The sequence below is a fragment of the Pseudomonas sp. C6002 genome (genome assembly GCF_013385805.1).
Classification (GTDB): domain Bacteria; phylum Pseudomonadota; class Gammaproteobacteria; order Pseudomonadales; family Pseudomonadaceae; genus Aquipseudomonas.
The window spans coordinates 12,793-35,891 of record NZ_JACAPH010000004.1 but is presented as its reverse complement, the minus strand read 5'-3'; the positions used below and the strand labels follow the sequence as shown (position 1 = coordinate 35,891).

Sequence of the window (23,099 nt, the reverse complement as noted above, 5' to 3'; positions counted from 1 at the left end):
CACGACGACTTTAAGAAGACTGGATGAAGACCCGCGACCGTATCCTTGAATGTGCCTTGCAGTTGTTCAACCACAAGGGCGAGCCGAACGTGTCGACCATGGAGGTGGCCAATGAAATGGGGATCAGCCCCGGCAATCTCTATTACCACTTCCATGGCAAGGAACCGTTGGTGCTCGGGCTGTTCGAGCGCTTTCAAAACGAATTGGCGCCGTTGCTCGATCCGCCGGAAGACGCACAACTGGCGGCCGAGGATTACTGGCTGTTCCTGCACCTGATCGTGGAGCGCATGGCGCACTATCGGTTTCTGTTCCAGGACCTGTCGAACCTGGCGGGCCGCCTGCCGAAACTGGCCAAGGGCATTCGCAACCTGCTGACGGCGCTCAAGCGCACGCTGGCCTCGTTGCTGGCCCGCCTCAAGACGGATGGGCAACTGGTCAGTGAAACCCAGGCGCTGGGGCAGTTGGTGGAACAGATCACCATGACCTTGCTGTTTTCCCTGGACTACCAGCGGATTCTCGACCGAGAAGGTGAGGTGCGGGTGGTGGTGTACCAGATCATGATGCTGGTGGCCCCGCATCTGCTGATGCCGGCGAGGCTGGCGACAGAGAGGTTGGCGCTGCGCTACCTGGACGACGCGGACTAAAATGTGGGAGCGGGCTTGCTCGCGAAAGCGGAGTGTCAGTCAGCACATGTGTGACTGATCCACCGCTTTCGCGAGCAAGCCCGCTCCCACATTGGATTTGTGTTGTTCTGTAGATTCCATAAAAAACGCCCGACCTTCGCAGGCCGGGCGTTTTTATGTGTCCCGTAAAAATCAGGACTGACTGGTAGGCGTCGGGGTTGCCGGCGTTGCAGTCGGGGTAGCAGCAGGCGTCGGTGGCGTGACCGAGTTGGTCGCCGGCGCTGCAGTTGCAGGCTTGGCCGCTACCGCTGGCTTCGGCGCTGCTGGCTTTTTGGCTACGGCAGGCTTCTTCGCCGCAGCCGGTTTTGCAGCTGGCTTGGCCGCTGCAGGTTTTGCAGCCGCAGGCTTGGCGGCGGGTTTGGCAGCAACCGGCTTGGCTGCAGGTTTCGCAGCGGCTGGCTTGGCAGCAACCGGCTTGGCTGCAGGTTTCGCAGCGGCTGGCTTGGCAGCAGCAGGTTTGGCGGCAGCGGTTTTCGCCGCTGGCTTGGCTGCTGCTTTTGCTGCCGGCTTGGCTGCAGGTTTCGCCGCAGGTTTTGCAGCTGCTTTAGCGGCCACTGGTTTAGCGGCAGGCTTGGCGGCCGGTTTAGCCGCTGCGGTTTTCGCCGCAGGCTTGGCAGCCGGTTTTGCAGCAGCTTTGGCCGGCGCCTTGGCGGCTGGCTTGGCTGCCGGTTTGGCGGCGGCCTTGACCAGCGGTTTAGCGGCGGTTTTAGCAGCAGGCTTGGCCGCTGCAGTTTTCGCCGCAGGCTTGGCAGCCGGTTTAGCCGCTGCAGTTTTAGCCGCAACTGGCGCAGCTTTGAGGCCGGTGAGTTTTTCGATTTGCCTGGTCAAGGTATCGACCTTGCTGTGCAGCGCTTTCACTTCAGTACGGCTAGGTACGCCCAGTCGCGAAATGGCACTGTTCAGGCGCTTGTCAAAAGCCCCTTCCAGTTCGCCCCACTTGTCGCTGATACGTGATTTGGCAGAACCGGCGGAAGCCTTTGCCGCATCGACTTGTTTACCCACTGTGCTCTTGGTCAACTTCTCGGCCTTTTCGCCGTCTTTAACCAAAGTCTCGAAGTATTTACCGCCGTCACTGCTCACCTTCGAGTACACGCCTAAACCGGCCAGCCAGATCTTGCGGGAGTATTTTTCAACTTCCCCGATCCACGAGCTGCCTTCTTTATCAGTAGTCTTTTTACCAGCCATCCCGTTGTCTCCTTAGTGTTTACGCGCGACACGTTCGAGCAATGCCGTCAGCTCATCGAGCTTAGCAGAGAGTGTCTCCACGTCATGTTTAGACGGAATGCCGATCCGATTCAAGGCACTTCCAACACGACTATCAAAAGCGCTTTCAACTTTATCCAGTTGCACTTCGACTCGACCTTTGATGCCGAAGACTTCGCTCTTGACTTGATCAATCTGACTGTTGGCTGCATCAAGTTGTTCAATCACAACTTTTTTGCCTTTACTTTCAACATGTTGACCAGTCTTAACCAGCTCTTTGAAGTACTCGGCGCCCTCGCTTCCGACCTTGGCGTAAGCCCCCAAACCGGCCAGCCAGATCTTGCGGGCATAGGATTTAACGTCAGTCAGGGCGTTAGTTCCGGTAGCAATTTTTTTCTTCAAAATAACTTTGGCCATGGTGCACCTCACGCATAAAGGGGGGAGGAACTGCCCACAGAAGTTGGGGGCTTGGGCACAAAGTAGGCAGAAAAATTAGAATCGGCACCCTAAGAAGGTCGCAAATCAGGCCAGGGCTTTATCCAGTGCCTTCTCGATTTCGGACTTGATGGTGCCACTCATGGCCGACATCAACAGGCCCAGTTCGACTTCAATCCGCAGGGAATCTTCCGCCACTTTCACGGTGCCTTTAACGCCCGAACGTTTGAGGTTCAGTGTGTCGCCGGCCCAGGAAGACTCCAGGCCATATTGCTCCTTGAGTTTGCTCGCCAACTTGTCGGCTTTTTCTCGCGCAGCGTCTTTGCCCAGTGTGTGGGCACGTTCAACCTGTATACGGGCCATTTGAATGACTCCTCGTTATAGAGACTTGTCGACCCGCCATGCGGCAAAAGGTCTCGGTGACCACCTATCTTACCTTCAGCCTTGCCAAGACAAAGCATGCCTTGGGGATTAGAATGCCCCCATTCTCTTTTGGTGACAGCGATATGACTGATCAGCGCAAAGGCAGCGATGCCGAACCCACCACTCACTTCGGCTTCAAGAACGTCCCGGAAAGCCAGAAAGCGGAAAAAGTCGCCGAGGTGTTTCACTCGGTAGCCGCCAAGTACGACTTGATGAACGACGTGCTCTCCGGCGGCATGCACCGTCTGTGGAAGCGCTTCACCATTGAGTTGTCGGGTGTACGCACCGGCAACCGTGTGCTGGATATCGCAGGCGGCACGGGCGACCTGGCCGCCAAGTTCTCCAAGCTGGTGGGCCCCGCCGGGCAGGTGGTACTGGCCGACATCAACGGCTCGATGCTCAAGGTCGGTCGTGATCGCCTGCTGGACAAAGGTGTGGCGGGCAATATCGAGTTCGTCCAGGCCGACGCTGAAAAGCTGCCGTTCCCGGACAACCACTTCGACTGCGTGACCATCGCCTTCGGCCTGCGTAACGTGACCCACAAGGAAGACGCACTGCGCTCGATGCTGCGCGTACTCAAGCCCGGCGGTCGCCTGCTGGTGCTGGAGTTCTCCAAGCCGACCAACGCACTGATGTCCAAGGTCTACGACACCTACTCGTTCGCCTTCATGCCGTTGATGGGCAAGCTGATCACCAATGACGCCGAAAGCTACCGCTACCTGGCCGAATCGATCCGCATGCACCCGAACCAGGAAACCCTGAAGTCGATGATGGTAGAGGCCGGTTTCGACCGCGTGACCTACCACAACATGACCTCGGGCATCGTCGCCCTGCACCGCGGCATCAAGCCCTGATGCTGTTCGCAGGCCTTCTCGCCAGCGTCGAACACGGCCTCAACCGTGTACTGCGCCTGGACAGCACCGCCCTGGCACGGCTGGCGCACCTGAACGGCAGGATCATCGCCGTCGACTGCACCAGCCCCGCCTTGCAGCTGTTTATCCTGCCCAGCGATGAAGGCCTGTTGCTGGCGTCCCACTGGGCCGCCGACGCCGACTGCACCCTGCGTGCTTCCGGCTCAAGCCTGCTGCGCCTGGCCCTGAGCCGGGACAAGACGGCGATCCTCCACGGCCCGGACGTGGAACTTGAAGGCGACAGCGCGGTGCTGATGGACCTGGCCGCCGTGCTGCAAGACCTGGAACTGGACTGGGAATACGAGCTGTCACGTTGGCTCGGCCCGGTGGCCACCCAACTGATCAGCGGTCATCTGCGCAGCCGCACGCGCTGGTACCAGCAGGGTTTCGCCAGCCTGAACCAGAACCTCGCCGAATACCTGAGCGAAGAATCGCGCACCCTGGTCGGACAACGGGAAGCGGAAGCGCGCTTTCGCGAACTCGACCAGGCCAAACTCGACCTGGAACGACTTGAGGCGCGCTTCGAGCGCCTGAGCCGCTCCCTTGATTCAAGCGATAACGCATGAAGCTGCTCGCCGTCCGCCGTTTGTTTCGTATCCAGCGCGTCGTAATCCGCTACCGCCTCGATGACCTGCTGTTCGCCCTGCCGCTGCCGTGGTTTCTGCTGGCGGTGCGCTATGTGCTGCCGTGGCGCTGGTTCCCGCGCAAGACCCTCGAGCTGAGCCGTGGCGCGCGCCTGCGCCTGGCGTTGCAGGACCTGGGGCCGATCTTCATCAAGTTCGGGCAGATCCTCTCCACCCGCCGCGACCTGTTGCCCGAAGATATCGCCGACGAGCTGATGCTGTTGCAGGACCGCGTGCCACCGTTCGACTCGCAACTGGCAGTCACGCTGATTGAAGAACAGCTGGGCAAGAAGATCAGCGAAGTCTTCAGCCGCTTCGACATCGCGCCGCTGGCCTCGGCCTCGGTGGCCCAGGTGCATGCCGCGCAACTGAAAAGCGGCGAAGAAGTGGTGGTGAAGGTGATCCGCCCGGGCCTCAAGCCGATCATCGGCCAGGACCTGGCGTGGCTGTTCATCCTCGCCCGCGCCGCCGAGCGCTTCTCTGCCGATGCGCGCCTGCTGCACCCGGTGGACGTGGTGCTGGACTACGAAAAAACCATCTACGACGAACTCGACCTGCTGCGCGAAGCGGCCAACGCCAGCCAGCTCAAGCGCAACTTCGAAGGCTCGCAGCTGCTGTACGTGCCGCAAGTCTATTGGGACTGGTGCCGCCCGAAAGTGCTGGTGATGGAGCGCATCTACGGCGTGCAGGTCACCGACCTCGCGACCCTGGCCGACCAGCGCACCGACATGAAGATGCTTGCCGAGCGCGGCGTGGAAATTTTCTTCACCCAGGTATTCCGCGACAGCTTCTTCCATGCCGACATGCACCCCGGCAACATCTTCGTCAGCACCGTGAACCCGTGGAGCCCGCAGTACATTGCGATCGACTGCGGCATCGTCGGCAGCCTGACCCCGGAAGACCAGGATTACCTGGCGCGCAACCTGTTCGCTTTCTTCAAGCGTGATTACCGCCGCGTGGCGCAGTTGCACATCGATTCGGGCTGGGTGCCGGCCGAAACCAAGCTCAACGAATTCGAAGCGGCGATCCGCACTGTGTGCGAGCCGATCTTTGAAAAACCGTTAAAGGATATTTCCTTCGGTCAGGTGCTGATGCGTCTGTTCCAGACGGCGCGGCGCTTCAATATGGAAGTGCAGCCGCAGTTGGTACTGTTGCAAAAGACCCTGCTGAACATCGAAGGCCTGGGCCGCCAGCTGTACCCGGACCTCGACCTGTGGAACACCGCCCAGCCGTTCCTCGAGCGCTGGATGCGGGACCGTATCAGCCCGAAAACCCTGCTGGGCAACCTGCAAAGCCAGGTCGAGCAACTGCCGCACCTGGCCAACATGACCCGCGACCTGCTGGAGCGCATGTCCCAGCCCCACGCCAAGGACCCCGCACCGCCGTGGCACAAGCGCAAGGACGACTGGTTCCTGCGCCTGCTGGGCGCCGCGCACCTGGTGGGCGGTACGATACTGGCCGCCGGCGGGCCGCTGAATGAACTGGGCCACTGGCCGGCCGGCATCATGGTCGCGGTGGGCGTGTATCTGATCGTGCGTCGATAGCCAATCCGGTTATACACTGTCGCAAATTGCCGGAGCCGAAAATGAAAGACTGGCTGGACGAGATCAAGTGGGACAGTGACGGCCTGGTGCCGGCCATTGCCCAGGACTACAAGACCGGGCGCGTGCTGATGATGGCCTGGATGAACCGCGAGGCCCTGAGCCTGACCGCCGCCGAGAACCGCGCCATCTACTGGTCACGTTCCCGTGGCAAACTGTGGCGCAAGGGCGAAGAGTCCGGGCACGTGCAAACCCTGCATGAGATGCGCATCGACTGCGATGCCGATGTGGTGATCCTCAAGGTCGAGCAGATCGGCGATATCGCCTGTCACACCGGCCGTCACAGCTGCTTCTACCGCGTGTTCCAGAACGGCGAGTGGAAGACCGTCGAGCCCGTGCTCAAAGACCCGCACGCTATCTATTCGGCAGGACACTGAACATGAGCGATACCCTCAACCGTGTGGCCCAGGTGCTGGAAGACCGCAAAGGCGCGGACGCCGACAGCTCCTACGTCGCCAGCCTGTACCACAAGGGTCTGAACAAGATCCTGGAAAAACTCGGCGAAGAATCCGTCGAGACGATTATTGCGGCCAAGGACGCGCAAATCAGCGGCGACTGCAGCGACGTGATCTACGAAACTGCCGACTTGTGGTTCCACAGTCTGGTCATGCTCGCCCAACTGGGGCAGCATCCACAGGCAGTGCTTGATGAACTGGACCGTCGCTTCGGCTTGTCCGGGCATGCCGAAAAGGCCTCGCGCCCGTCCGCCTGACCAACTTTTACAGAGGAATTGCAGCATGGGCATTTTTGACTGGAAACACTGGATCGTCATTCTTGTGGTCGTTGTGCTGGTGTTCGGCACCAAGAAACTGAAAAACCTCGGCACCGACGTCGGTGAATCGATCAAGGGCTTTCGCAAGGCCATGAACGACGACGAAAAGCCTGCCGACCCGGCCGTCAATCCGGTGCCACCGGCGCAGCCTGTACACCCGCAGGCCACTCAGCCGATCACTGAACGTCGCACCTTCGACGTGCAGGCCGAGCACGTCAAAGAGCAGAACCAAAAAGACTCGTGAGTACTGAATAATGTTTGGTATCAGCTTCTCTGAACTGCTGCTCGTCGGCCTCGTGGCCCTGCTGGTACTGGGGCCGGAACGCCTGCCCGGTGCCGCGCGCACGGCCGGCCTGTGGATCGGGCGCCTGAAACGCAGTTTCAACGCCATCAAACAGGAAGTTGAACGGGAAATCGGCGCCGACGAGATTCGCCGGCAACTGCACAACGAACACATTCTGTCGTTGGAGCAGGAGGCACGGAAGATTCTCTCGCCGGTGCAGGAAACGCCCAAGCCGGTCGAGCCTGTGGCCGAGCATTCGATTGCTCCGCCCGCCGCACCCGCGCCTGCACCGGTCGCTGAACCCGTGCACGCCGTCGAGCCTGCGCCCACTGCGCCCGTGACCCCGACCGAACCCGCGCCGACACCTGCCGTGTCGCCCGCGCCCCACGACCCTACATTGCCGCCGCGAGCCCCATGAGCGCTGATAAACCGGAAACCGACCAGCACATGCCACTGGTCTCGCACCTCACCGAGTTGCGCACCCGCCTGCTGCGCTGTGTCGCGGCGATCTTCATCATCTTTGCCGGGCTGTTTGCCTTCACCCAGCAGATCTACACCTTCGTCTCCACGCCGCTGCGCAATTACCTGCCGGCCGGCGCGACGATGATCGCCACCGACGTGTCATCGCCGTTCCTCACGCCGTTGAAGCTGACGATGATGGTCTCGCTGTTCCTGGCGATCCCGGTGATCCTGCATCAGATCTGGGGCTTTATCGCGCCGGGCCTGTACAAGCATGAAAAACGCATCGCCGTGCCGCTGCTGGTGTCGAGCATCCTGCTGTTCTATACCGGGATGGCTTTTGCCTACTTCCTGGTGTTCCCGCTGATCTTCAAGTTCTTCGCCGCCGCTACGCCGGCCGGCGTGGAAATGATGACCGACATCACCAGCTACCTCGACTTCGTGATGACGCTGTTCTTCGCCTTCGGCGTGGCCTTCGAAATCCCGGTGGCCGTGGTGCTGCTGGTATGGATCGGCGTGGTCGACGTCAAATACCTGAAGAAGATCCGCCCCTACGTGATCATCGGCTGCTTCGTGGTCGGCATGATCCTGACCCCGCCGGACATCTTCTCCCAGACCCTGCTGGCCGTACCCATGTGGATGCTGTTCGAGATTGGCATCCTGTTTGGCAGCCTGGTGAGCAAGCGTGGCGATCACCCCGATGACCAACCCGCCGACGACGACCAGCCGCCAGCGACCCAGCCGTGAACCTGCTGCTGCTTGAGGAGGCCGACTTTATCGCGGCCGACCGGGTGGTGCTGCGTGATCGGCGCCTGGTGCATATGCAGGAAGTCCACCGTGCCGCCGTAGGCGACAGCCTGCGGGTCGGACGCATCGGCGGTTTGATGGGCAACGCGCAGTTGCTGCGCCTGGAAGCCCGTGAAGCCGAGCTGGAAGTGACCTTCGACCAGCCGCCGCCGGCCAAACTGCCCCTGACCCTGCTGCTGGCCCTGCCCCGCCCGAAAATGCTCCGCCGGGTGCTGCAAACCGTGGCGTCCATGGGCGTGCCGCGGGTGGTGCTGGTGAACAGCTATCGCGTGGAAAAAAGCTTCTGGCAGACGCCGTTCCTGGAGCCGGAAGCGATTCGCGAGCAATTGATCCTCGGCCTGGAACAGGCCCGGGACACGGTGCTGCCCGAGATCGTGATCGAAAAGCGCTTCAAGCCATTCGTCGAAGACCGCCTGCCCGCCATGGCGCAAGGCACCCTCGGCCTGATTGGTCACCCTGGCGACTATCCGCCCTGCCCTCGCGGGCTGGATGAGCCGGTCACCCTGGCGATCGGGCCGGAGGGCGGCTGGATTCCCTACGAGGTGGACCTGCTGGCCAAGGCCGGATTGCAGCCGGTGCAACTCGGCGCGCGCATCCTGAGAGTCGAAACTGCCGTCACCGCGCTGCTCGCCCGCCTTTTCTAACACCGCCCTCTCCTGTAAGAGCGAGCTTGCTCGCGAAAAACTCAAGGACACCGCGCTCACTCAGAATGCCCGCGTTATCGTTGACGACCTTCGCGAGCAAGCTCGCTCCTACAGAAACATCCGAATCTGCCGATACGCTCTGAATAAGTCCAAGCCTTGTTCCAGGGGAGTTCGCAGCATGTATCGTTGGTTAGCCGAGAAACTGGGGAATGTCAGCGTCAACCGCAAGCTGAGCATAGGCTTCGGCCTGGTCTTGGTCCTGACCCTATTGATCACCTTCACCGGCTGGACCGGCCTCAGCGGCGTGATCAGCCGTGGCGACAAGCTGGGCTACATCTCCAGCCTCAACGGGCTGACCAAGGACCTGCGCCTGGCGCGACTGGACTTCGAAATGCGCCGTGGCGAACAAGGCACCAGCGCGGTCAACGACCTGATCACCCAGCTGGACAGTGGCCTGAAAACCGCCGCAGACCTGATCGAGCAACCCGACGACAAGCTCGTGGTAGAGCAGCAACAGGATGCCTTGGGCCAATACAAAAAAGCCTTCGGCGCCATGGTGCAGGCCGGCCTCAAGCGTGAAGGCGCCCGCAGCAAACTGGGCGATACCGCCGACAACGCCGTCGCAAAAATCAACGAAGTGGAAAAATCCCTGCTGCAAGGCGACAGCGTCACCCTGTTCAACAGCGTGGTCGACCTGAGCAAACTGATCCAGCAAGCGCGCTTCCAGGTGCGCGGCTACACCTACAGCGGCAAGGTCGAGGCCGAACAGCCGGCGCTGGATGCCATCGACAACGCCCTGAAGAAAATCACCGACCTCAACGATCAGTTGCCCGAGCAATACCGGGCCAACCTGCAAGAGGCCAGCGTCTCGCTGCAGGCCTACCGCGCCGCCGTGAGCCAGTACCGCGACTCCCAGGTGGCCAGTACCGCCGCGATGAAAATCATGGGCGAGCAAGGCGATATCCTGCTCGATCGCAGTAACAAACTCACCACTTCGCAAACCGTGGTGCGTGATACCGATACCGCCCACGCCAAGAACCTGCTGTTACTGGCCACCGCCCTCGCGCTGGCGTTTGGTGTACTCGCCGCCTGGGCCATTACCCGGCAGATCGTGATTCCATTGAACCAGACCCTCAAAGTCGCCGAACGCGTGGCGTCCGGCGACCTGAGCCACAACCTGATCTCCCAGCGCCAGGATGAACTGGGGCAGCTGCAACGGTCGATGCAAAGCATGACCGTGGGCCTGCGGGAGCTGATTGGCGGTATCAGCGACGGCGTCACCCAGATCGCCAGTGCCGCCGAGCAGCTATCGGCCGTTACCGAGCAGACCAGCGCCGGGGTCAACAGCCAGAAGGTCGAGACCGACCAGGTGGCCACCGCCATGAACGAAATGGCCGCTACCGTGCAGGAAGTCGCCCGTAACGCTGAAGAAGCCTCGGAAGCCGCCGTAGCCGCCGACCAACAGGCCCGTGAAGGCGACAAGGTGGTCGGCGAGGCCATCGCCCAGATCGAGCGCCTGGCCAGCGAGGTGGGCAACTCCACAGAAGCCATGGGCCATCTCAAGCGTGAGAGCGACAAGATCGGCAGTGTGCTGGACGTCATCAAGTCGGTGGCCCAGCAAACCAACCTGCTGGCCCTTAACGCAGCGATTGAAGCGGCGCGCGCCGGTGAAGCCGGACGCGGTTTTGCGGTGGTTGCCGATGAAGTGCGCAGCCTTGCCCAGCGGACGCAGAAGTCCACCGAGGAAATCGAAGAGTTGATCGTCGGCCTGCAAAGCGGCACCCAGCAGGTGGCGACCATCATGGATAACAGTCGCGGCCTGACCGACAGCAGCGTCGAGCTGACCCGTCGGGCCGGCAATGCCCTGGAGAACATCACCCGTACCGTCTCGGCGATCCAGGCGATGAACCAGCAGATCGCCACCGCCGCCGAGCAGCAAAGCGCCGTGGCCGAAGAAATAAACCGCAGCGTGCTCAACGTGCGGGACGTTTCCGAACAAACCTCGGCGGCCAGCGAAGAAACCGCGGCTTCCAGTGCCGAGCTGGCGCGCCTGGGGGTTTACCTGCAAAGCCTGGTAGGTCGCTTCAAGGTCTGACCCGCTTGCGGCGGCCATCAGGGCCGCCGCTCCGACAATATGTGAAATTTCCTACGCGTTTTTCAGGTCGTGGATCACACACCTGGCGCCGAATAAAAGTAGCGTTTCAACTCCCCTGACCATTGTTGGCCGGACGCTTGAGACGCTCCTTTTGATTCGTTGGAGGTTCACCATGTTTCGTCCACTGACCCGCCTGCTCGGAAACATCAGCATCAGCCTCAAACTTGCCCTGGGCTTTGGCCTGGTGCTCAGCCTCAGCCTGATCATCGCCTCTACCGGCTGGCAAGCCTTGAGCGCATCCCTCGAGCGCTCCCAAAAACTCACGCTGCTCTCGCAATTGGCAGTCGTCGGCGAAGAGTTGCGCGCTGATCGCATCGTCTATCGCACCCTTAACGACCCGGCCAGCCTGTCCAAAATAGAGCTGCACATGGACAAGATCGACCAGTTCCTGGTGGATCTTTCCCCGCGATTTACCGACCCGGTCAACCAACAACAGCTGCAGGAAAGCCGACGCTTCGTCACCAGTTTCAAGACCGCCTTAAGCGGCCTGGAGGGGCTGATCAAGCAACGTGAAAACGCCCGTGAACAGCTCAAGCGCAGCTCAGTCCAGAGCAGTGACAGCCTCTCTGAACTGTCGAGCAACCTGCCCAATCAAGACGATGAAAAGGCCCTCGATGCCGTGGAACAATTGCGCCAGGCCCTGGAACAAGCCGAAGACCGCGCCCAGAGCCCCGCCTGGGCCGCTGCGTCATTGGACGCCTATGCCAAGGACGTGAGTGATGCGCTACTGGCCCTGGATGGCGCCCAGGCGGCGGTAGGCGCGCTGCCGGTTGACGCCAGCGCCCTGAAAAAAGTCCTGCTCGATTTCCGGACTCACCTGACACGCCTCAAGGATGCCCAACTCAGCGCCGAAACCACCCAGAACCAGCTTGAACAGTGGCTGGATCAATTGCTCACGGAAAGCGACCTGCTGAGCCAGGACCAGACCGCCAAGCGTGACAACGAAGCCAGCCTCGCCCGCACCCTGCTGCTCAACGTTACTGCAGCGGCGCTGTTGCTCGGCGTCGTGGCCGCCTGGTTGATCGCCGGCCAGATCGTCGCGCCGCTGCGCCAGGCCCTGTCCGTGGCCAACCGGATTGCCGAAGGTGACCTGAGCCACGACATCCAGGCCTCGCGCCAGGATGAACTGGGGCAGTTGCAGCGCAGCATCGGGCAAATGACCCTCAACCTGCGGGGCTTGATCAGCGGCATCGGCGACAGCGCCCAGCAGATCGCCAGCGCCGCCGAGCAACTCTCGGCGGTCACCGAGCAAACCCGCGACGGGGTCGACGGCCAGAAGCAGGAAACCGAACAGGTGGCCACCGCCATGAACGAGATGCTCGCCACCTCCCAGGAAGTTGCGCGCCATGTCGAGCAAGCGTCGCTGGCTGCTGCCGAGGCCGACCGGCAGGCGGGCCAGGGCGATCAGGTGGTGGCTGAGGCCATTACCCACATCGAGCACCTGGCTCAGGAGATGGCTCGTTCAAGCCAGGCCATGCAAGGCCTGCAACAGGAAAGCCGGAAGATCGGCAGCGTGCTGGAGGTGATCAAGTCGGTATCGGAACAGACCAACTTGCTGGCCCTCAACGCCGCGATCGAGGCGGCCCGCGCAGGCGAAGCCGGCAGGGGGTTTGCCGTGGTCGCCGATGAAGTGCGCAGCCTGGCGCAGCGTACCCAACAGTCGGCCGAGGAAATCGAGGAGTTGATCAGCGGCCTGCACCGGGGCACGCAGCAGGTCGCGGACATTATGGACAACAGTCGCAGCCTCACCGACAACAGCGTGCAACTGACCCGCCGCGCAGGAGAGGCTCTGGCTGGCATCACCCGTACCGTGTCAGTGATTCAGGAGATGAACCCGCAAATTGCCGCTGCCGCCGAGGAACAAACCGCGGTCGCCGAGGAGATCAACCGCAGCGTGCTGAAGGTCAAGGACGTGTCGGAACAGACCTGGGCCGCGAGTCAGGACACTGCGGCGGCCAGTGTCGAACTGGCGCGCCTGGGGGCGGATTTGCAGGTGTGGGTGGGCAAGTTCAAGGTCTGAAAGAACCCAACCTGTGGCGAGGGAGCTTGCTCCCGCTGGAGTGCGCAGCGCTCCTATCTTTTTTGGGAGCCGCTACGCAGCCCAGCGGGAGCAAGCTCCCTCGCCACAAGAAGCATTCCCACGCATTTATAGAACCTGGCGCAGGAAGGCTTGGGCGCGGGGGTCCTTCGGCGCATCGAAGAATTGCGCCGGGGCGGCGTCCTCCAACAGTTTGCCGTGATCGAAGAACAGCACGCGATCAGCCACTTCCCGGGCAAAGCCCATTTCATGGGTGACGCAGACCATGGTCATGCCTTCCAGGGCCAGGGTCTTCATCACGTCCAGCACTTCGCCGACCATTTCCGGGTCCAGGGCCGAGGTGGGCTCGTCAAACAGCATCACCTTGGGCTCCATCGCCAGCGCGCGGGCAATCGCGACGCGTTGCTGCTGGCCACCGGAAAGCCGCGACGGGAACTCGTGGGCTTTCTGGGCAATGCCGACTTTCTCCAGGAGCGCCAGGGCCTTGGCCTCGCGCTCTTTCTTGCCGCGCTTGCGCACGACTTTTTGCGCCAGGCAGAGGTTTTCCAGCACGGTCATGTGGGGGAACAGGTTGAAGTGCTGGAACACCATGCCGACTTCACGGCGGTAGGCGTTCACGTCGGTTTTCGGGTCTGCCAGTTGCAGGCCGTCGATGCTTACCGAGCCGGAATCGAATTCCTCCAGGCCGTTAAGGCAGCGCAGGAACGTCGACTTGCCGGAACCGGACGGGCCGATCACCACCAGCACTTCACCCTTGGCCACCTGCGTGGTCACGTTGTCCACCGCGCGCACGACGTGGCCACGGGTGTCGAAGACTTTTACCAGATCGCGGACTTCAATCACTTTGCGCGAGCCTCCGCTCAAGCCGACTGGCGATTTTCGACAGCGGCAGGTTGATCAGCAGGTACAGGCCTGCGACGCAGAACAGGATTTCGAACGGCGAGAACGAGGTGGTGATGACCTCGCGGCCGCTTTTGAGCAGCTCGGTAATCGCGATCACCGACACCAGGGACGTGTCTTTGACCAGGCTGATAAATTGCCCGGCCAGGGGCGGCAGCACGCGCTTGAAGGCTTGCGGCAACACCACATGGCGCATCGACTGGCCAGCACTGAGCCCCAGGGAACGTGCCGCCTCATTCTGCCCACGGGCAATCGACTGCACGCCGGCACGGATGATTTCCGCCACATACGCGCCGGTAAACAGTGACAGCGCGGCGATCCCGGCGAATTCCCGGGACAGGTTGAGCACCGTGCCGATAAAGAAATAGAAAATGAAGATCTGCACCAACAACGGCGTACCGCGTACCAGTTCGACGTAGATCGTCGACAGATCGCGCAAGGTCGGGTTGTTCGACAGGCGACACAATCCGGTCGCCAGGCCGATCAACAGTCCCAGCACCCCGGACACCACCGATAGCCACAACGTAGTCCACAAGCCCCACAGCAGAGGGCCCGCAGCCCAATGCCGGGTGACGCCGACCACATCGCCCTCGGCCACGTCATCGCCCTTGGCCACTTGCAGACTGTTCTCGGCCACGGTCAGGTGCTGTTCGTTGCCCTCGTCATTACGCAGGGTGACGTCAGCCACATCGCCCTTGCGCACCAACTCGCTGACGGTGGAAATGTCCGACGCCCGCTGGGACTCTTCGGCCTGGTAGACGAAGTACTGCGGCACGCGGTTCCAGCGCCATTCGTAGGACATCAGCGAGGTGGCGTAATACAACGCGCCGGCCAGGCCGACCAGCACCAGCACCGTCAGCAGGTGCCAGGGCCATTGGGCTTTTTTCTGTTTCATTTCAGGTTCCGGGATGTGTATCGCCTGGCAGGCCCTATTCGCGAGCAAGCCCGCTCCCACATTTCGACCGCGATCTAATGTGGGAGCGGGCTTGCTCGCGAAGGGCTCGACTCGGTATTAAGCCAACCTTATTCCATGTCCTTGAGCCACTCAGAGCTCTTGAACCACTTGTCATGGATGCGATCGTAGGTGCCGTCGTTGCGGATCTGGTGCAGGAAGTTGTTGATGAAGTTGATGCTGTCGTAGTCGCCCTTCTTCAGGCCGAACGCCAGGGGTTCAAAGGTGAACGGCTGATCAAGGAACACCAGTTTGCCGGCGCCGACCTTGTTCACGGCCACCACGTTGTACGGGGCGTCATAGACGAAGGCGTCAGCCTTGCCGTTGACCACGTCCAGAACAGCTTCCTGCTCGTTGTCATAGCCGTGGTACTTGGCTTTGGAGATCAGCTTCTTGGCCACCATCTCGCCGGTGGTGCCGAGCTTGGAGGTCAGGCGGTATTTCTCGTCATTCAGGTCTTTGTAGGACTTGATGGTGCCCTCCAGCTCCTTGCGGATCAGCAGGGTCTGGCCGACCACGATGAACGGTTCGCTGAAGTTCAGGCGCAGGTTGCGTTCCTGAGTCAGGGTCATGCCGCTGCCGATCATGTCGAACTTGTCGGTCAACAGGGCCGGGATGATGCCGTCGTAACCGGTGGAAATCGGCTCGAACTTCACGCCCATCGACTTGGCCATGGCCTTGAGGATGTCGACTTCAAAGCCGATGATTTCACCGCGTTTGTTGGTCATCTGGAACGGCATGTAAGTCGGGTCCATGCCGACTTTCAGCGTACCGCGCTTGACCGCATCATCGATGGCGCCGGCATGTGCCGCGTTGACCGCCACCAGTGCGGTGACGCCCAGCAGCAGCATCGAAAGATACTTTTTCATCATCAAGTCCCCTGAACTCATTTTCTTGTGAGGTCGGCGCGCAAAAGGGCTGCACCATTTCGGGGTGCGATCCTAACTCACTCACCGCCGGGTACAAAGGTTTCGCCGGGATTTGTTGCCAAGGTATGACAGAAAAGCCCCACAACCGTGCAGAGAAAGGCATGGCTAGACACCTCGACCCACGGCCCAGCCAATTGCTTGATGTGTAAGCAGTTATGACTACCAGTCCACTTCCGCCATCCAGCCCGAGTCCTTGAACCACTTGTCATGCAGCCGATCGTAGGTGCCGTCCTGGGCCACCTGGTTGAGGAAATGATTGATCCAGTTGAGGCTGTCGTAATCGCCCTTTTTCAAGCCGAACGCCAGGGGCTCGTAGGTGAAGGGTTGCTCCAGCGCCAACAGCGCACTGTTCTGGGGCTTGGTAATGGCGATCAGGTTATACGGCGCATCATGGATAAACGCATCGGCCTTGCCCTCCACCACCTGGCGCACGCCTTCTTCAGGTGTTGGAAAACTGCGCAGCCGTGCAGTGCCGAGAAACCTTTTCGCCGCCGCCTCGCCTGTGGTGCCTTCGGCGGCCACGATCCGGTAACCGGCCTCGTTCAAGTCCTCGATGCTCTGGACCTTGTCGGCCAACCGAGGGTTCAGCAGCACGGTCTGGCCGACGATGATGAACGAGTCGCTGAAATTGAGGGTCAGGTTGCGCTCCTGCGTGACAGTCATGCCGCTGCCGATCAGGTCGAACCGGCTGGCCAGCAGGCCGGGAATCAGGTCGATATACGGTACCGAAACCAGCTCCAGCTTGACCCCCAGCGCCTTGCTCATCTCCCGAAGCAGGTCAATTTCAAACCCGACGATCCGGCCTTTCTTGTCGGTCATCTCAAAGGGCACGTAGGCCGGATTGGTGCCGACTTTCAACACACCCCGCCGAACGGCCTCATCTATGGCTCCGGCATGCGCCAGGTAACCGTGGGAAAATGTGACGATGCCGAGCAGCAGCATCGACAAATACCTTTTGATCATGAAAAAAGCCCCTGTTCCATTAAACACTCCCACACCCGGCCACGCGCAAGGTCGCGTAAGCCGCAGGCTTCGAGTCAGATTTGGGGGGCGATGCTAACCCACTCGCAGGCACGGCAATATGCCTCGGAGAAGGGTCTTTTGTTTCGAAATAACAAGGAGTTAGCGCAATACAGCAGAAGGGAAAAACAACGTAGGACGGTTATCGCAAACGCCCCCGAGGTGGCACCTCGGGGGCGTCGGAATCAGGCCGGTTGAGCCTGGGACGACAGCGGCTTCAATGGAAGCAATGGCGCATGCGGATCGGCCTTGACCGATTCGCGCCAGGCGCTCAGCCACTCGGCGTGGCCTTCGCTCCAGACCTGCTCGTGCAAGCGTGCCAGGGCGACCGGGTCGCTGAGCAAGGCCAGGCGTTCACCGTTGTTGAGGCCGGCCGGGCCGACTTTCAACGCGTGGCGAACCCGGTCAACACGCAGCCACTCAATCGGCTCCGCCTGCCCGTGACGGGAAGTTGCCAAGGCGCACGCCAGGGCGTTCTGCTGCGGATCGACCACCGCCCGCACAAAACCGTCATTGAGCGCATGCCAACGGTTTTCGTGGGTGTACTTGTCGGTCGACAACAGCGCCTGGGGCGGATTGTATTCCTCGGGGATCAGGAACAGGCTCTCGTCGCGAGACTTGAGGCCCAGTTTGACCCGGCTGGAAATCACCGACACCGGAATCGACAGCATCAGCGAACCGACGATCGGCACCAGCCACCACAGGAAGCTTGGGTTCAACCACACCACCAGCAGCGCCCAGAAGAAGCCGAGCAGGGTCTGCGGACCGTGGCGCTTGACTGCCTCGCTCCATGGTGTGGAGTCGTCGTCACGCTGTGGCGAGTTCCAGGTCGCCGCCCAGCCGAGGAACGCGGCCAGTACGAAACGGGTGTGGAAAATCATCCGCACCGGCGCCAGCAACATGGAGAACAGCATCTCCAGCAGCATCGACAGGGTCACCTTGAACTTGCCGCCGAACTCTTTCGCGCCCTTGGCCCAGATCAGGATGATGCTCAGCAATTTAGGCAGGAACAGCAGCACGATGGTGGTGGAGAACAGCGCCACCGCCTTGTCCGGATGCCATTGTGGCCACAACGGATACAACTGGCGCGGCGCCATGAAGTATTGCGGCTCCATCAGTGTGTTGACCGCCAGCAAGGCCGTGGACAGCACCAGGAAGAAGAACCACAACGGTGCCGACAGGTACGACATCACGCCGGTGAGGAACACCGCACGGTGCACCGGGTGCATGCCTTTTACCAGGAACAGGCGGAAGTTCATCAGGTTGCCATGGCACCAGCGACGGTCACGCTTGAGTTCGTCCAGCAGGTTTGGCGGCAGCTCTTCGTAGCTGCCCGGCAAGTCGTAGGCAATCCACACGCCCCAGCCGGCACGGCGCATCAGCGCCGCTTCAACGAAGTCGTGGGAAAGAATCGCACCGGCAAACGCACCTTTACCCGGCAACGGCGCCAGGGCGCAGTGCTCGATAAACGGCTTCATGCGGATGATCGCGTTGTGACCCCAGTAGTGGGATTCACCCAACTGCCAGAAGTGCAGGCCGGCGGTAAACAGCGGGCCGTACACCCGGGTGGCGAACTGCTGCATGCGCGCATACAGGGTATCCATGCCCGACGCACGTGGCGCGGTCTGGATAATCCCGGCATCCGGCGTGGCTTCCATCAGGCGCACCAGGCTGGTCAGGCATTCGCCGCTCATCACGCTGTCGGCGTCGAGCACCACCATGTACTTGTAGTCACCGCCCCAGCGACGGCAGAAGTCGTCGAGGTTGCCGCTCTTGCGTTTGACGCGACGGCGACGGCGGCGATAGAAGATCTTGCCGAAGCCACCGGCTTCGCGGCACACGTCGAGCCAGGCTTGCTGCTCGGCGATGCAGATGTCGGCCTCGTTACTGTCGCTGAGGACGAAGAAGTCGAAACGGTCCAGGTCACCGGTGGCAGCCACCGATTCGAACGTCGCGCGCAGGCCGGCAAATACCCGGGGCACGTCTTCGTTGCAGATCGGCATGACCAGGGCGGTGCGGGCGTCTTTCGGAATCGGCTCGTCACCGGCACTTTTACCGGAGATACGGTATTTATCGTGACCGGTCAGCAGTTCCAGGAAGCCCATCAGCGCGGTCCAGAAACCGGCCGAGACCCAGCAGAACAGAATCCCGAACAGCACCAGGATGCTGGTTTGCAGGGCGTAAGGCAGTACCTGGGTCGCGGTTTGCAGCAGGGTCTGGTTGCGGATCTCGTCAAAGTCGACGAAGGACCAACCCTGGTACGGCATGATGCCTTTCATGTACCAGCCGGCAACGATCGTCTGGCCGAGCATCAGCACCAGCAGGATATAGCGACGGATCGAACCGACGGTGCGCCAGCGGGCGGCCGGCAGTACGCGCTCATCCTTCGGCGGGGCCGGCGGATTGGTGCGGCCGGTCAGGCGGCGCCAGCCACGCACCAGGATATTGGTGCGCCACGGCTCAGGCACGACCTTGGTCCGACGGATCGGCGGCGTGGCCTTGAGGCAAACCCGGCCGCTGGCGTCGAGCACCAGCATTTCGGCGTCTTGCAGCTCTTCGGCAGTGTTGAGGGTCAGCCGGGCGCCTACCGATGCCTGGGCAGCGTCGGCAGGCGCGTCGAACGTGGACGATGACAGGCGCTTGTGCAATTCACTGAAGGACTCGCAGCCCGCCAGTTCGGCGCGCTGCTCATCGGTCATCGGTAGATGCGCCAGGTACTCGGCAAGAGTCTCTGGCTGGACTTGAGAATTACTCATCGGCAGGCAACTGATAGCTCCAGGTTTCGGTCAGGACTTGCTCTGTCTTGGCCTGATCCTGGGTAGGGAGTGGTGTGGCTGGGGCAGCCGCTTCCGGCTGCTTGGCGTCCTTGTCCTTGGCGTCTTTCTTGGCCGCTTTCTCGTGCTGTTTAGCCAGTACTTTGTCGGCTTTCAGCACTTGGGTCGAAACCTTCTCCGGTTCCGGCTGCACGATGTCCTGAACCAGAGCAGCGCGCATTTCAGTCGGTTTGCCTGCGTCCTTGATCTTCATGCGCAGGGTCAAGCGCCAGCCTTGGGTGTGCGGGTTGTAGCGCACGCTGTTTTCAACGATTTCGGCGTTGTCGCCCACGCTGACCTGGCTGCGAACCGGTGCGTCAGCTGGCAGTTTCTTCAGGGACGGGCCCTCGAAGTCCACCAGGTAAGCCACGCTGCCGTCTGGCTGACGGATCAGGTTGGATTGCTTGACGTCGCCGGTGGAACGCAGGGTCTGCTTGACCCAGGCGCTTTCTGGCGAATGGAACTCGGCGTCTTGCAATGTCCAGTGCAGGCGGTAGGCAACGTCCAGCGGCTTGCCTGGCTCCGGCAGTGTTTCCGGGCTCCAGAACGCAACGATGTTGTCGTTGGTTTCATCGGCGGTCGGAATCTCTACCAGGTCGACGGAGCCCTTGCCCCAATCGCCTTCAGGCTCGATCCAGGCGCTTGGGCGCTTGTCGTAGTTGTCGTCGAGGTCTTCGTAGTGGCTGAAGTTGCGGCCGCGTTGCAGCAGGCCGAAACCACGCGGGTTTTCCACGGTGAAGTTGCTGACCGACAGGTGTTTGGGGTTGTTCAGTGGGCGCCAGATCCACTCGCCGTTGCCGGCATGGATCGACAGGCCGCTGGAATCGTGCAGCTCGCGACGGTAGTTGAGGACCTTGGACGGCTGGTTGGCGCCGAACAGGAACATGCTGGTCAGCGGGGCGATGCCCAGCTTGGTGACCTTGTCACGCAGGTACATCTGGGATTTGACGTCGACGATGGTGTCGGTACCCGGGCGCAGGATCAGGCGATAAGCGCCGGTGGCCCGCGGCGAATCCAGCAGGGCGTAGATCACCAGCTGTTTCTCACCCGGTTTTGGACGCTCGATCCAGAACTCGGTGAAACGCGGGAATTCTTCGCCGGACGGCAACGCGGTGTCGATCGCCATGCCGCGGGCAGACAGGCCGTAGACCTGGTCCTTGCCCACGACGCGGAAATAGCTGGCGCCGAGCATGGTCATGATTTCGTCTTGCTTGTCACCCTTGTTGATCGGGTACAGCACACGGAAACCGGCATAACCCAGCTGTTCGGTGGATTTGGGATCAAACTTGACGTCGCCGAAATCGAAGCGGGACGGGTCGTACTTGATTTCCTGAACGCTGTCGGCGGTGACTTCGTTGATTTTCACCGGTGTATCGAAATGCATACCCTGGTGGTAGAAGGACAGCTTGAACGGGGTGTTCTGATCGGCCCACTCGGCTTTTTCGTTGCGGAAACGAATTTTCTGGTAATCAGCGAATTTCATTTCGCGGAATTCGTTCGGCAAATTGCTGCGCGGAGCTTCGTATTTCTGCCCGGCCAGCTCTTTTGCCTTGGCCGACACATCATCCAGACTGAATGCCCACAGTTGACCCGCGCCGAACAGGCAAAACAGGGCAGAGCCCGTCACCAGTACGTTTCGTAACCGTTTGGCAGACAATTTTGGTGCATTACAGGGACTAACAATCACGAGCAACCCTCGCCGAAAACAGATCAAAAAACCAACGGCCAGCTATCTATATGCCAGGTTGGCGAGCATTGTTCCGACTCCCATGGGGCTAAATGATTCCCCAATGGCTATCGGACAAGTCTCTACCTAAGTCAAAAATGGACCAATTAACGCTGATCCCCGTAGCGCGCGATTATCTAGTAGCCCGCGTGACAACGCATCAGGGTCAGCGAAGTATTTGTAGCGAAAACCCGGTTTTTTGGGCATCACAAGTCGTTTTCAGTACATTCACGTCTGTAACAGGAAGGTGACCGGCCCATCATTGACCAAATGCACCTGCATATCAGCGCCAAAACGCCCTGCCGCTACCGTGCCATGCAATTGTTGCGCTTGTAACAGCAGATAGTCGAAAAGCGCCTCGCCCAACGCCGGCGGTGCCGCCGTGGAGAAGCTCGGCCTCAGCCCACTCTTGGTGTCTGCCGCCAGGGTGAACTGCGACACCAGCAGCAAACCGCCGCCAATGTCTTTCAAGGACAGGTTCATCTTGCCCTCGTCGTCGCTGAACACCCGATAGTTAAGCAGCTTATGCAGCAGCTTGTCGGCGCTGGCTTGCGTATCCGAAGGCTCGACAGCCACCAGCACCAGCAAACCCTGGTCTATCGCCCCGACCACCTGCCCCTCTACCTCGACCCGGGCGCCGCGCACCCGTTGCAAAAGCCCCTTCATGCTTCTTCAGGCGGCAAATCAAGCAGGCGCCGTGCCATTTCACTCGCCGCACGCACCAGCGCATCGGTAATTCCGGGTTCGGAAGCCGCATGGCCGGCCTCGCGGATGATCTGCAGCTCACTGTTGGGCCAGGCCTGATGCAGCTCCCAGGCATTGTCCAGCGGGCAGATCATATCGTAGCGGCCATGCACGATTACGCCAGGCAGGTGGGCGATCTTGTGCATGTCGCGGATCAGTTGGTCAGGTTCAAGGAACGAGTTATTGGTGAAGTAATGGCATTCGATACGGGCAATCGACAGGGCGCGCTGGGGTTCGGAGAAACGCTCGATCAATTGCGGGTTCGGGCACAGGCCCAACATGCGCCCTTCCCACGTGGACCAGGCCTTGGCGGCGTGCATCTGGGCGATCTGGTCGTTGCCGGTCAGGCGCTTGTGGTAGGCGCTGAGCAGGTCGTGCCGCTCCTCCGCCGGGATAGGCGCCAGGTAGTCCTGCCAGTAATCGGGGAACAGCCGGCTGGCGCCAGCCTGGTAGAACCACTGAATGTCCTGGGGGCGGGCCAGGAAAATGCCCCGCACGATCAGGCCGTGCACACGCTCCGGGTGGGTTTGCGCGTAGGCCAGGGCCAGGGTCGAGCCCCAGGAACCGCCGAACAGCACCCATTTTTCGATGCCCAGGTGTTCGCGAATCCGCTCAAGGTCGGCCACCAGGTCCCAGGTGGTGTTGTTTTCCAGGCTGGCCCGTGGGGTGGAGCGCCCGCAGCCACGCTGATCAAAAGTAACAATTCGGTACAGATTAGGATCGAAATAGCAGCGGCTATTGGCATCACACCCGGCGCCGGGGCCGCCATGGATGAACACAACGGGCAAGCCTTCCGGGGAACCGCTTTCGTCGACGTACAGGACGTGGGTTTCATCGACGGCCAGATCGTGCCGGGCGTAGGGTTTGATCTGCGGGTACAAAGTCTGCATTGCGCGCTCCGTAAGGGGTCGAGTTCATCCCTGGGGGGACGTCTATTATTTTGCCGTCTGGCATCATAAACCCGAATTGTGCAATGAG

22 protein-coding genes and 2 pseudogenes are annotated in these 23,099 nt (G+C 61.0%); 13 read left to right on the top strand and 11 right to left on the bottom strand.

The features are described from left to right. The first annotated feature begins 23 nt into the window (after window positions 1–23). Entirely contained in the window at window positions 24–644 is a 621-nt protein-coding gene (locus HX817_RS01400) for a TetR/AcrR family transcriptional regulator (RefSeq protein ID WP_003209312.1), read from the top strand. 171 nt (window positions 645–815) lie between these two features. Here HX817_RS01400 and HX817_RS01395 read toward each other — a convergent pair whose 3' ends face one another. The 3 genes from HX817_RS01395 to HX817_RS01385 form a co-directional block, all read right to left on the bottom strand. After that, window positions 816–1,868, bottom strand: a complete 1,053-nt coding sequence (locus HX817_RS01395; protein ID WP_177039674.1) for a phasin family protein — start codon at window positions 1,866–1,868, stop codon at window positions 816–818. Window positions 1,869–1,880: 12 nt separating this feature from the next. After that, window positions 1,881–2,303, bottom strand: coding sequence for a phasin family protein (locus HX817_RS01390; protein ID WP_003209309.1), 423 nt, complete (start codon window positions 2,301–2,303; stop codon window positions 1,881–1,883). A gap of 105 nt (window positions 2,304–2,408) precedes the next feature. After that, window positions 2,409–2,684 (bottom strand): polyhydroxyalkanoic acid system family protein, encoded by a 276-nt coding sequence (locus HX817_RS01385; protein WP_008439272.1) that lies wholly within the window; start codon window positions 2,682–2,684, stop codon window positions 2,409–2,411. Between the two features lie 143 nt (window positions 2,685–2,827). Between HX817_RS01385 and ubiE the strand changes: the two genes are divergently transcribed. From ubiE to HX817_RS01330, 12 genes and pseudogenes are all read left to right on the top strand, one after another. Continuing rightward, complete coding sequence (gene ubiE / locus HX817_RS01380; RefSeq protein WP_177039673.1) at window positions 2,828–3,598, top strand: bifunctional demethylmenaquinone methyltransferase/2-methoxy-6-polyprenyl-1,4-benzoquinol methylase UbiE; 771 nt, start codon at window positions 2,828–2,830, stop codon at window positions 3,596–3,598. After that, window positions 3,598–4,221, top strand: coding sequence for an SCP2 domain-containing protein (locus tag HX817_RS01375; RefSeq protein ID WP_003209304.1), 624 nt, complete (start codon window positions 3,598–3,600; stop codon window positions 4,219–4,221). The genes ubiE and HX817_RS01375 overlap by 1 nt, the downstream gene beginning before the upstream one ends. Then, window positions 4,218–5,822, top strand: coding sequence for a ubiquinone biosynthesis regulatory protein kinase UbiB (gene ubiB / locus HX817_RS01370; RefSeq protein WP_003209302.1), 1,605 nt, complete (start codon window positions 4,218–4,220; stop codon window positions 5,820–5,822). Before HX817_RS01375 ends, ubiB begins: the two co-directional genes overlap by 4 nt. Before the next feature lie 41 nt (window positions 5,823–5,863). After that, window positions 5,864–6,256, top strand: coding sequence for a phosphoribosyl-AMP cyclohydrolase (gene hisI, locus HX817_RS01365; protein ID WP_003209300.1), 393 nt, complete (start codon window positions 5,864–5,866; stop codon window positions 6,254–6,256). A gap of 2 nt (window positions 6,257–6,258) precedes the next feature. Next, window positions 6,259–6,591 carry a phosphoribosyl-ATP diphosphatase gene (locus tag HX817_RS01360; protein ID WP_003209299.1) on the top strand — a complete coding sequence of 111 codons (333 nt, stop codon included), beginning with the start codon at window positions 6,259–6,261 and terminating at the stop codon, window positions 6,589–6,591. Between the two features lie 25 nt (window positions 6,592–6,616). After that, the gene (locus HX817_RS01355; RefSeq protein ID WP_003209298.1) at window positions 6,617–6,895 is read left to right on the top strand and encodes a twin-arginine translocase TatA/TatE family subunit; all 279 of its coding nucleotides are present in this window, start codon (window positions 6,617–6,619) and stop codon (window positions 6,893–6,895) included. Window positions 6,896–6,905: 10 nt separating this feature from the next. Continuing rightward, on the top strand, window positions 6,906–7,352 hold the full coding sequence (tatB, locus tag HX817_RS01350; protein ID WP_003209296.1) for a Sec-independent protein translocase protein TatB: 447 nt from the start codon (window positions 6,906–6,908) through the stop codon (window positions 7,350–7,352). Further along, window positions 7,349–8,140: a twin-arginine translocase subunit TatC gene (tatC, locus tag HX817_RS01345; protein WP_003209295.1), complete on the top strand. Its 792-nt coding sequence runs from the start codon at window positions 7,349–7,351 to the stop codon at window positions 8,138–8,140. Before tatB ends, tatC begins: the two co-directional genes overlap by 4 nt. Next, a complete protein-coding gene (locus HX817_RS01340) occupies window positions 8,137–8,844 on the top strand; it encodes a 16S rRNA (uracil(1498)-N(3))-methyltransferase (RefSeq protein ID WP_003209293.1) in 708 nt (235 codons plus the stop codon). The genes tatC and HX817_RS01340 overlap by 4 nt, the downstream gene beginning before the upstream one ends. Before the next feature lie 178 nt (window positions 8,845–9,022). Next, window positions 9,023–10,081 (top strand): annotated as a pseudogene (locus HX817_RS31535) (methyl-accepting chemotaxis protein); the annotation flags it as partial. Beyond that, window positions 10,067–10,939 carry a methyl-accepting chemotaxis protein gene (locus HX817_RS31530; protein ID WP_371103578.1) on the top strand — a complete coding sequence of 291 codons (873 nt, stop codon included), beginning with the start codon at window positions 10,067–10,069 and terminating at the stop codon, window positions 10,937–10,939. The pseudogene HX817_RS31535 and the gene HX817_RS31530, both read left to right, overlap by 15 nt. A gap of 172 nt (window positions 10,940–11,111) precedes the next feature. Continuing rightward, window positions 11,112–13,019 (top strand): methyl-accepting chemotaxis protein, encoded by a 1,908-nt coding sequence (locus HX817_RS01330; protein ID WP_177039671.1) that lies wholly within the window; start codon window positions 11,112–11,114, stop codon window positions 13,017–13,019. A 126-nt stretch (window positions 13,020–13,145) separates the two neighbouring features. On the opposite strand, the gene HX817_RS01325 is transcribed toward HX817_RS01330, so the two are convergent. The 8 genes and pseudogenes from HX817_RS01325 to pip all read right to left on the bottom strand — a co-directional run bounded on the left by HX817_RS01325 (window position 13,146) and on the right by pip (window position 23,011). Beyond that, entirely contained in the window at window positions 13,146–13,880 is a 735-nt protein-coding gene (locus HX817_RS01325; RefSeq protein ID WP_063033481.1) for an amino acid ABC transporter ATP-binding protein, read from the bottom strand. After that, window positions 13,873–14,832 carry an amino acid ABC transporter permease gene (locus HX817_RS01320; protein ID WP_003209286.1) on the bottom strand — a complete coding sequence of 320 codons (960 nt, stop codon included), beginning with the start codon at window positions 14,830–14,832 and terminating at the stop codon, window positions 13,873–13,875. Before HX817_RS01320 ends, HX817_RS01325 begins: the two co-directional genes overlap by 8 nt. 128 nt (window positions 14,833–14,960) lie before the next feature. Then, window positions 14,961–15,758: a transporter substrate-binding domain-containing protein gene (locus HX817_RS01315; protein WP_003209284.1), complete on the bottom strand. Its 798-nt coding sequence runs from the start codon at window positions 15,756–15,758 to the stop codon at window positions 14,961–14,963. Window positions 15,759–15,977: 219 nt separating this feature from the next. After that, entirely contained in the window at window positions 15,978–16,781 is an 804-nt protein-coding gene (locus tag HX817_RS01310; protein ID WP_043226395.1) for a transporter substrate-binding domain-containing protein, read from the bottom strand. Window positions 16,782–17,018: 237 nt separating this feature from the next. After that, window positions 17,019–19,594, bottom strand: a pseudogene (gene mdoH, locus HX817_RS01305) (glucans biosynthesis glucosyltransferase MdoH); the annotation flags it as partial. After that, window positions 19,587–21,338 (bottom strand): glucan biosynthesis protein G, encoded by a 1,752-nt coding sequence (locus HX817_RS01300; RefSeq protein WP_008439280.1) that lies wholly within the window; start codon window positions 21,336–21,338, stop codon window positions 19,587–19,589. The gene HX817_RS01300 and the pseudogene mdoH, both read right to left, overlap by 8 nt. 267 nt (window positions 21,339–21,605) lie before the next feature. Beyond that, entirely contained in the window at window positions 21,606–22,043 is a 438-nt protein-coding gene (gene dtd, locus HX817_RS01295) for a D-aminoacyl-tRNA deacylase (protein ID WP_087692908.1), read from the bottom strand. After that, complete coding sequence (gene pip, locus HX817_RS01290; RefSeq protein WP_008439282.1) at window positions 22,040–23,011, bottom strand: prolyl aminopeptidase; 972 nt, start codon at window positions 23,009–23,011, stop codon at window positions 22,040–22,042. Before pip ends, dtd begins: the two co-directional genes overlap by 4 nt. Window positions 23,012–23,099 lie beyond the last annotated feature (88 nt).

Coding starts and splice junctions, on each gene's coding strand:
- HX817_RS01400 (WP_003209312.1), top strand. CDS start 24: ATGAAGACCCGCGACCGTATCCTTGAATGTGCCTTGCAGTTGTTCAAC.
- HX817_RS01395 (WP_177039674.1), bottom strand. CDS start 1,868: ATGGCTGGTAAAAAGACTACTGATAAAGAAGGCAGCTCGTGGATCGGG.
- HX817_RS01390 (WP_003209309.1), bottom strand. CDS start 2,303: ATGGCCAAAGTTATTTTGAAGAAAAAAATTGCTACCGGAACTAACGCC.
- HX817_RS01385 (WP_008439272.1), bottom strand. CDS start 2,684: ATGGCCCGTATACAGGTTGAACGTGCCCACACACTGGGCAAAGACGCT.
- ubiE (WP_177039673.1), top strand. CDS start 2,828: ATGACTGATCAGCGCAAAGGCAGCGATGCCGAACCCACCACTCACTTC.
- HX817_RS01375 (WP_003209304.1), top strand. CDS start 3,598: ATGCTGTTCGCAGGCCTTCTCGCCAGCGTCGAACACGGCCTCAACCGT.
- ubiB (WP_003209302.1), top strand. CDS start 4,218: ATGAAGCTGCTCGCCGTCCGCCGTTTGTTTCGTATCCAGCGCGTCGTA.
- hisI (WP_003209300.1), top strand. CDS start 5,864: ATGAAAGACTGGCTGGACGAGATCAAGTGGGACAGTGACGGCCTGGTG.
- HX817_RS01360 (WP_003209299.1), top strand. CDS start 6,259: ATGAGCGATACCCTCAACCGTGTGGCCCAGGTGCTGGAAGACCGCAAA.
- HX817_RS01355 (WP_003209298.1), top strand. CDS start 6,617: ATGGGCATTTTTGACTGGAAACACTGGATCGTCATTCTTGTGGTCGTT.
- tatB (WP_003209296.1), top strand. CDS start 6,906: ATGTTTGGTATCAGCTTCTCTGAACTGCTGCTCGTCGGCCTCGTGGCC.
- tatC (WP_003209295.1), top strand. CDS start 7,349: ATGAGCGCTGATAAACCGGAAACCGACCAGCACATGCCACTGGTCTCG.
- HX817_RS31530 (WP_371103578.1), top strand. CDS start 10,067: ATGCAAAGCATGACCGTGGGCCTGCGGGAGCTGATTGGCGGTATCAGC.
- HX817_RS01330 (WP_177039671.1), top strand. CDS start 11,112: ATGTTTCGTCCACTGACCCGCCTGCTCGGAAACATCAGCATCAGCCTC.
- HX817_RS01320 (WP_003209286.1), bottom strand. CDS start 14,832: ATGAAACAGAAAAAAGCCCAATGGCCCTGGCACCTGCTGACGGTGCTG.
- HX817_RS01315 (WP_003209284.1), bottom strand. CDS start 15,758: ATGAAAAAGTATCTTTCGATGCTGCTGCTGGGCGTCACCGCACTGGTG.
- HX817_RS01310 (WP_043226395.1), bottom strand. CDS start 16,781: ATGATCAAAAGGTATTTGTCGATGCTGCTGCTCGGCATCGTCACATTT.
- dtd (WP_087692908.1), bottom strand. CDS start 22,043: ATGAAGGGGCTTTTGCAACGGGTGCGCGGCGCCCGGGTCGAGGTAGAG.
- pip (WP_008439282.1), bottom strand. CDS start 23,011: ATGCAGACTTTGTACCCGCAGATCAAACCCTACGCCCGGCACGATCTG.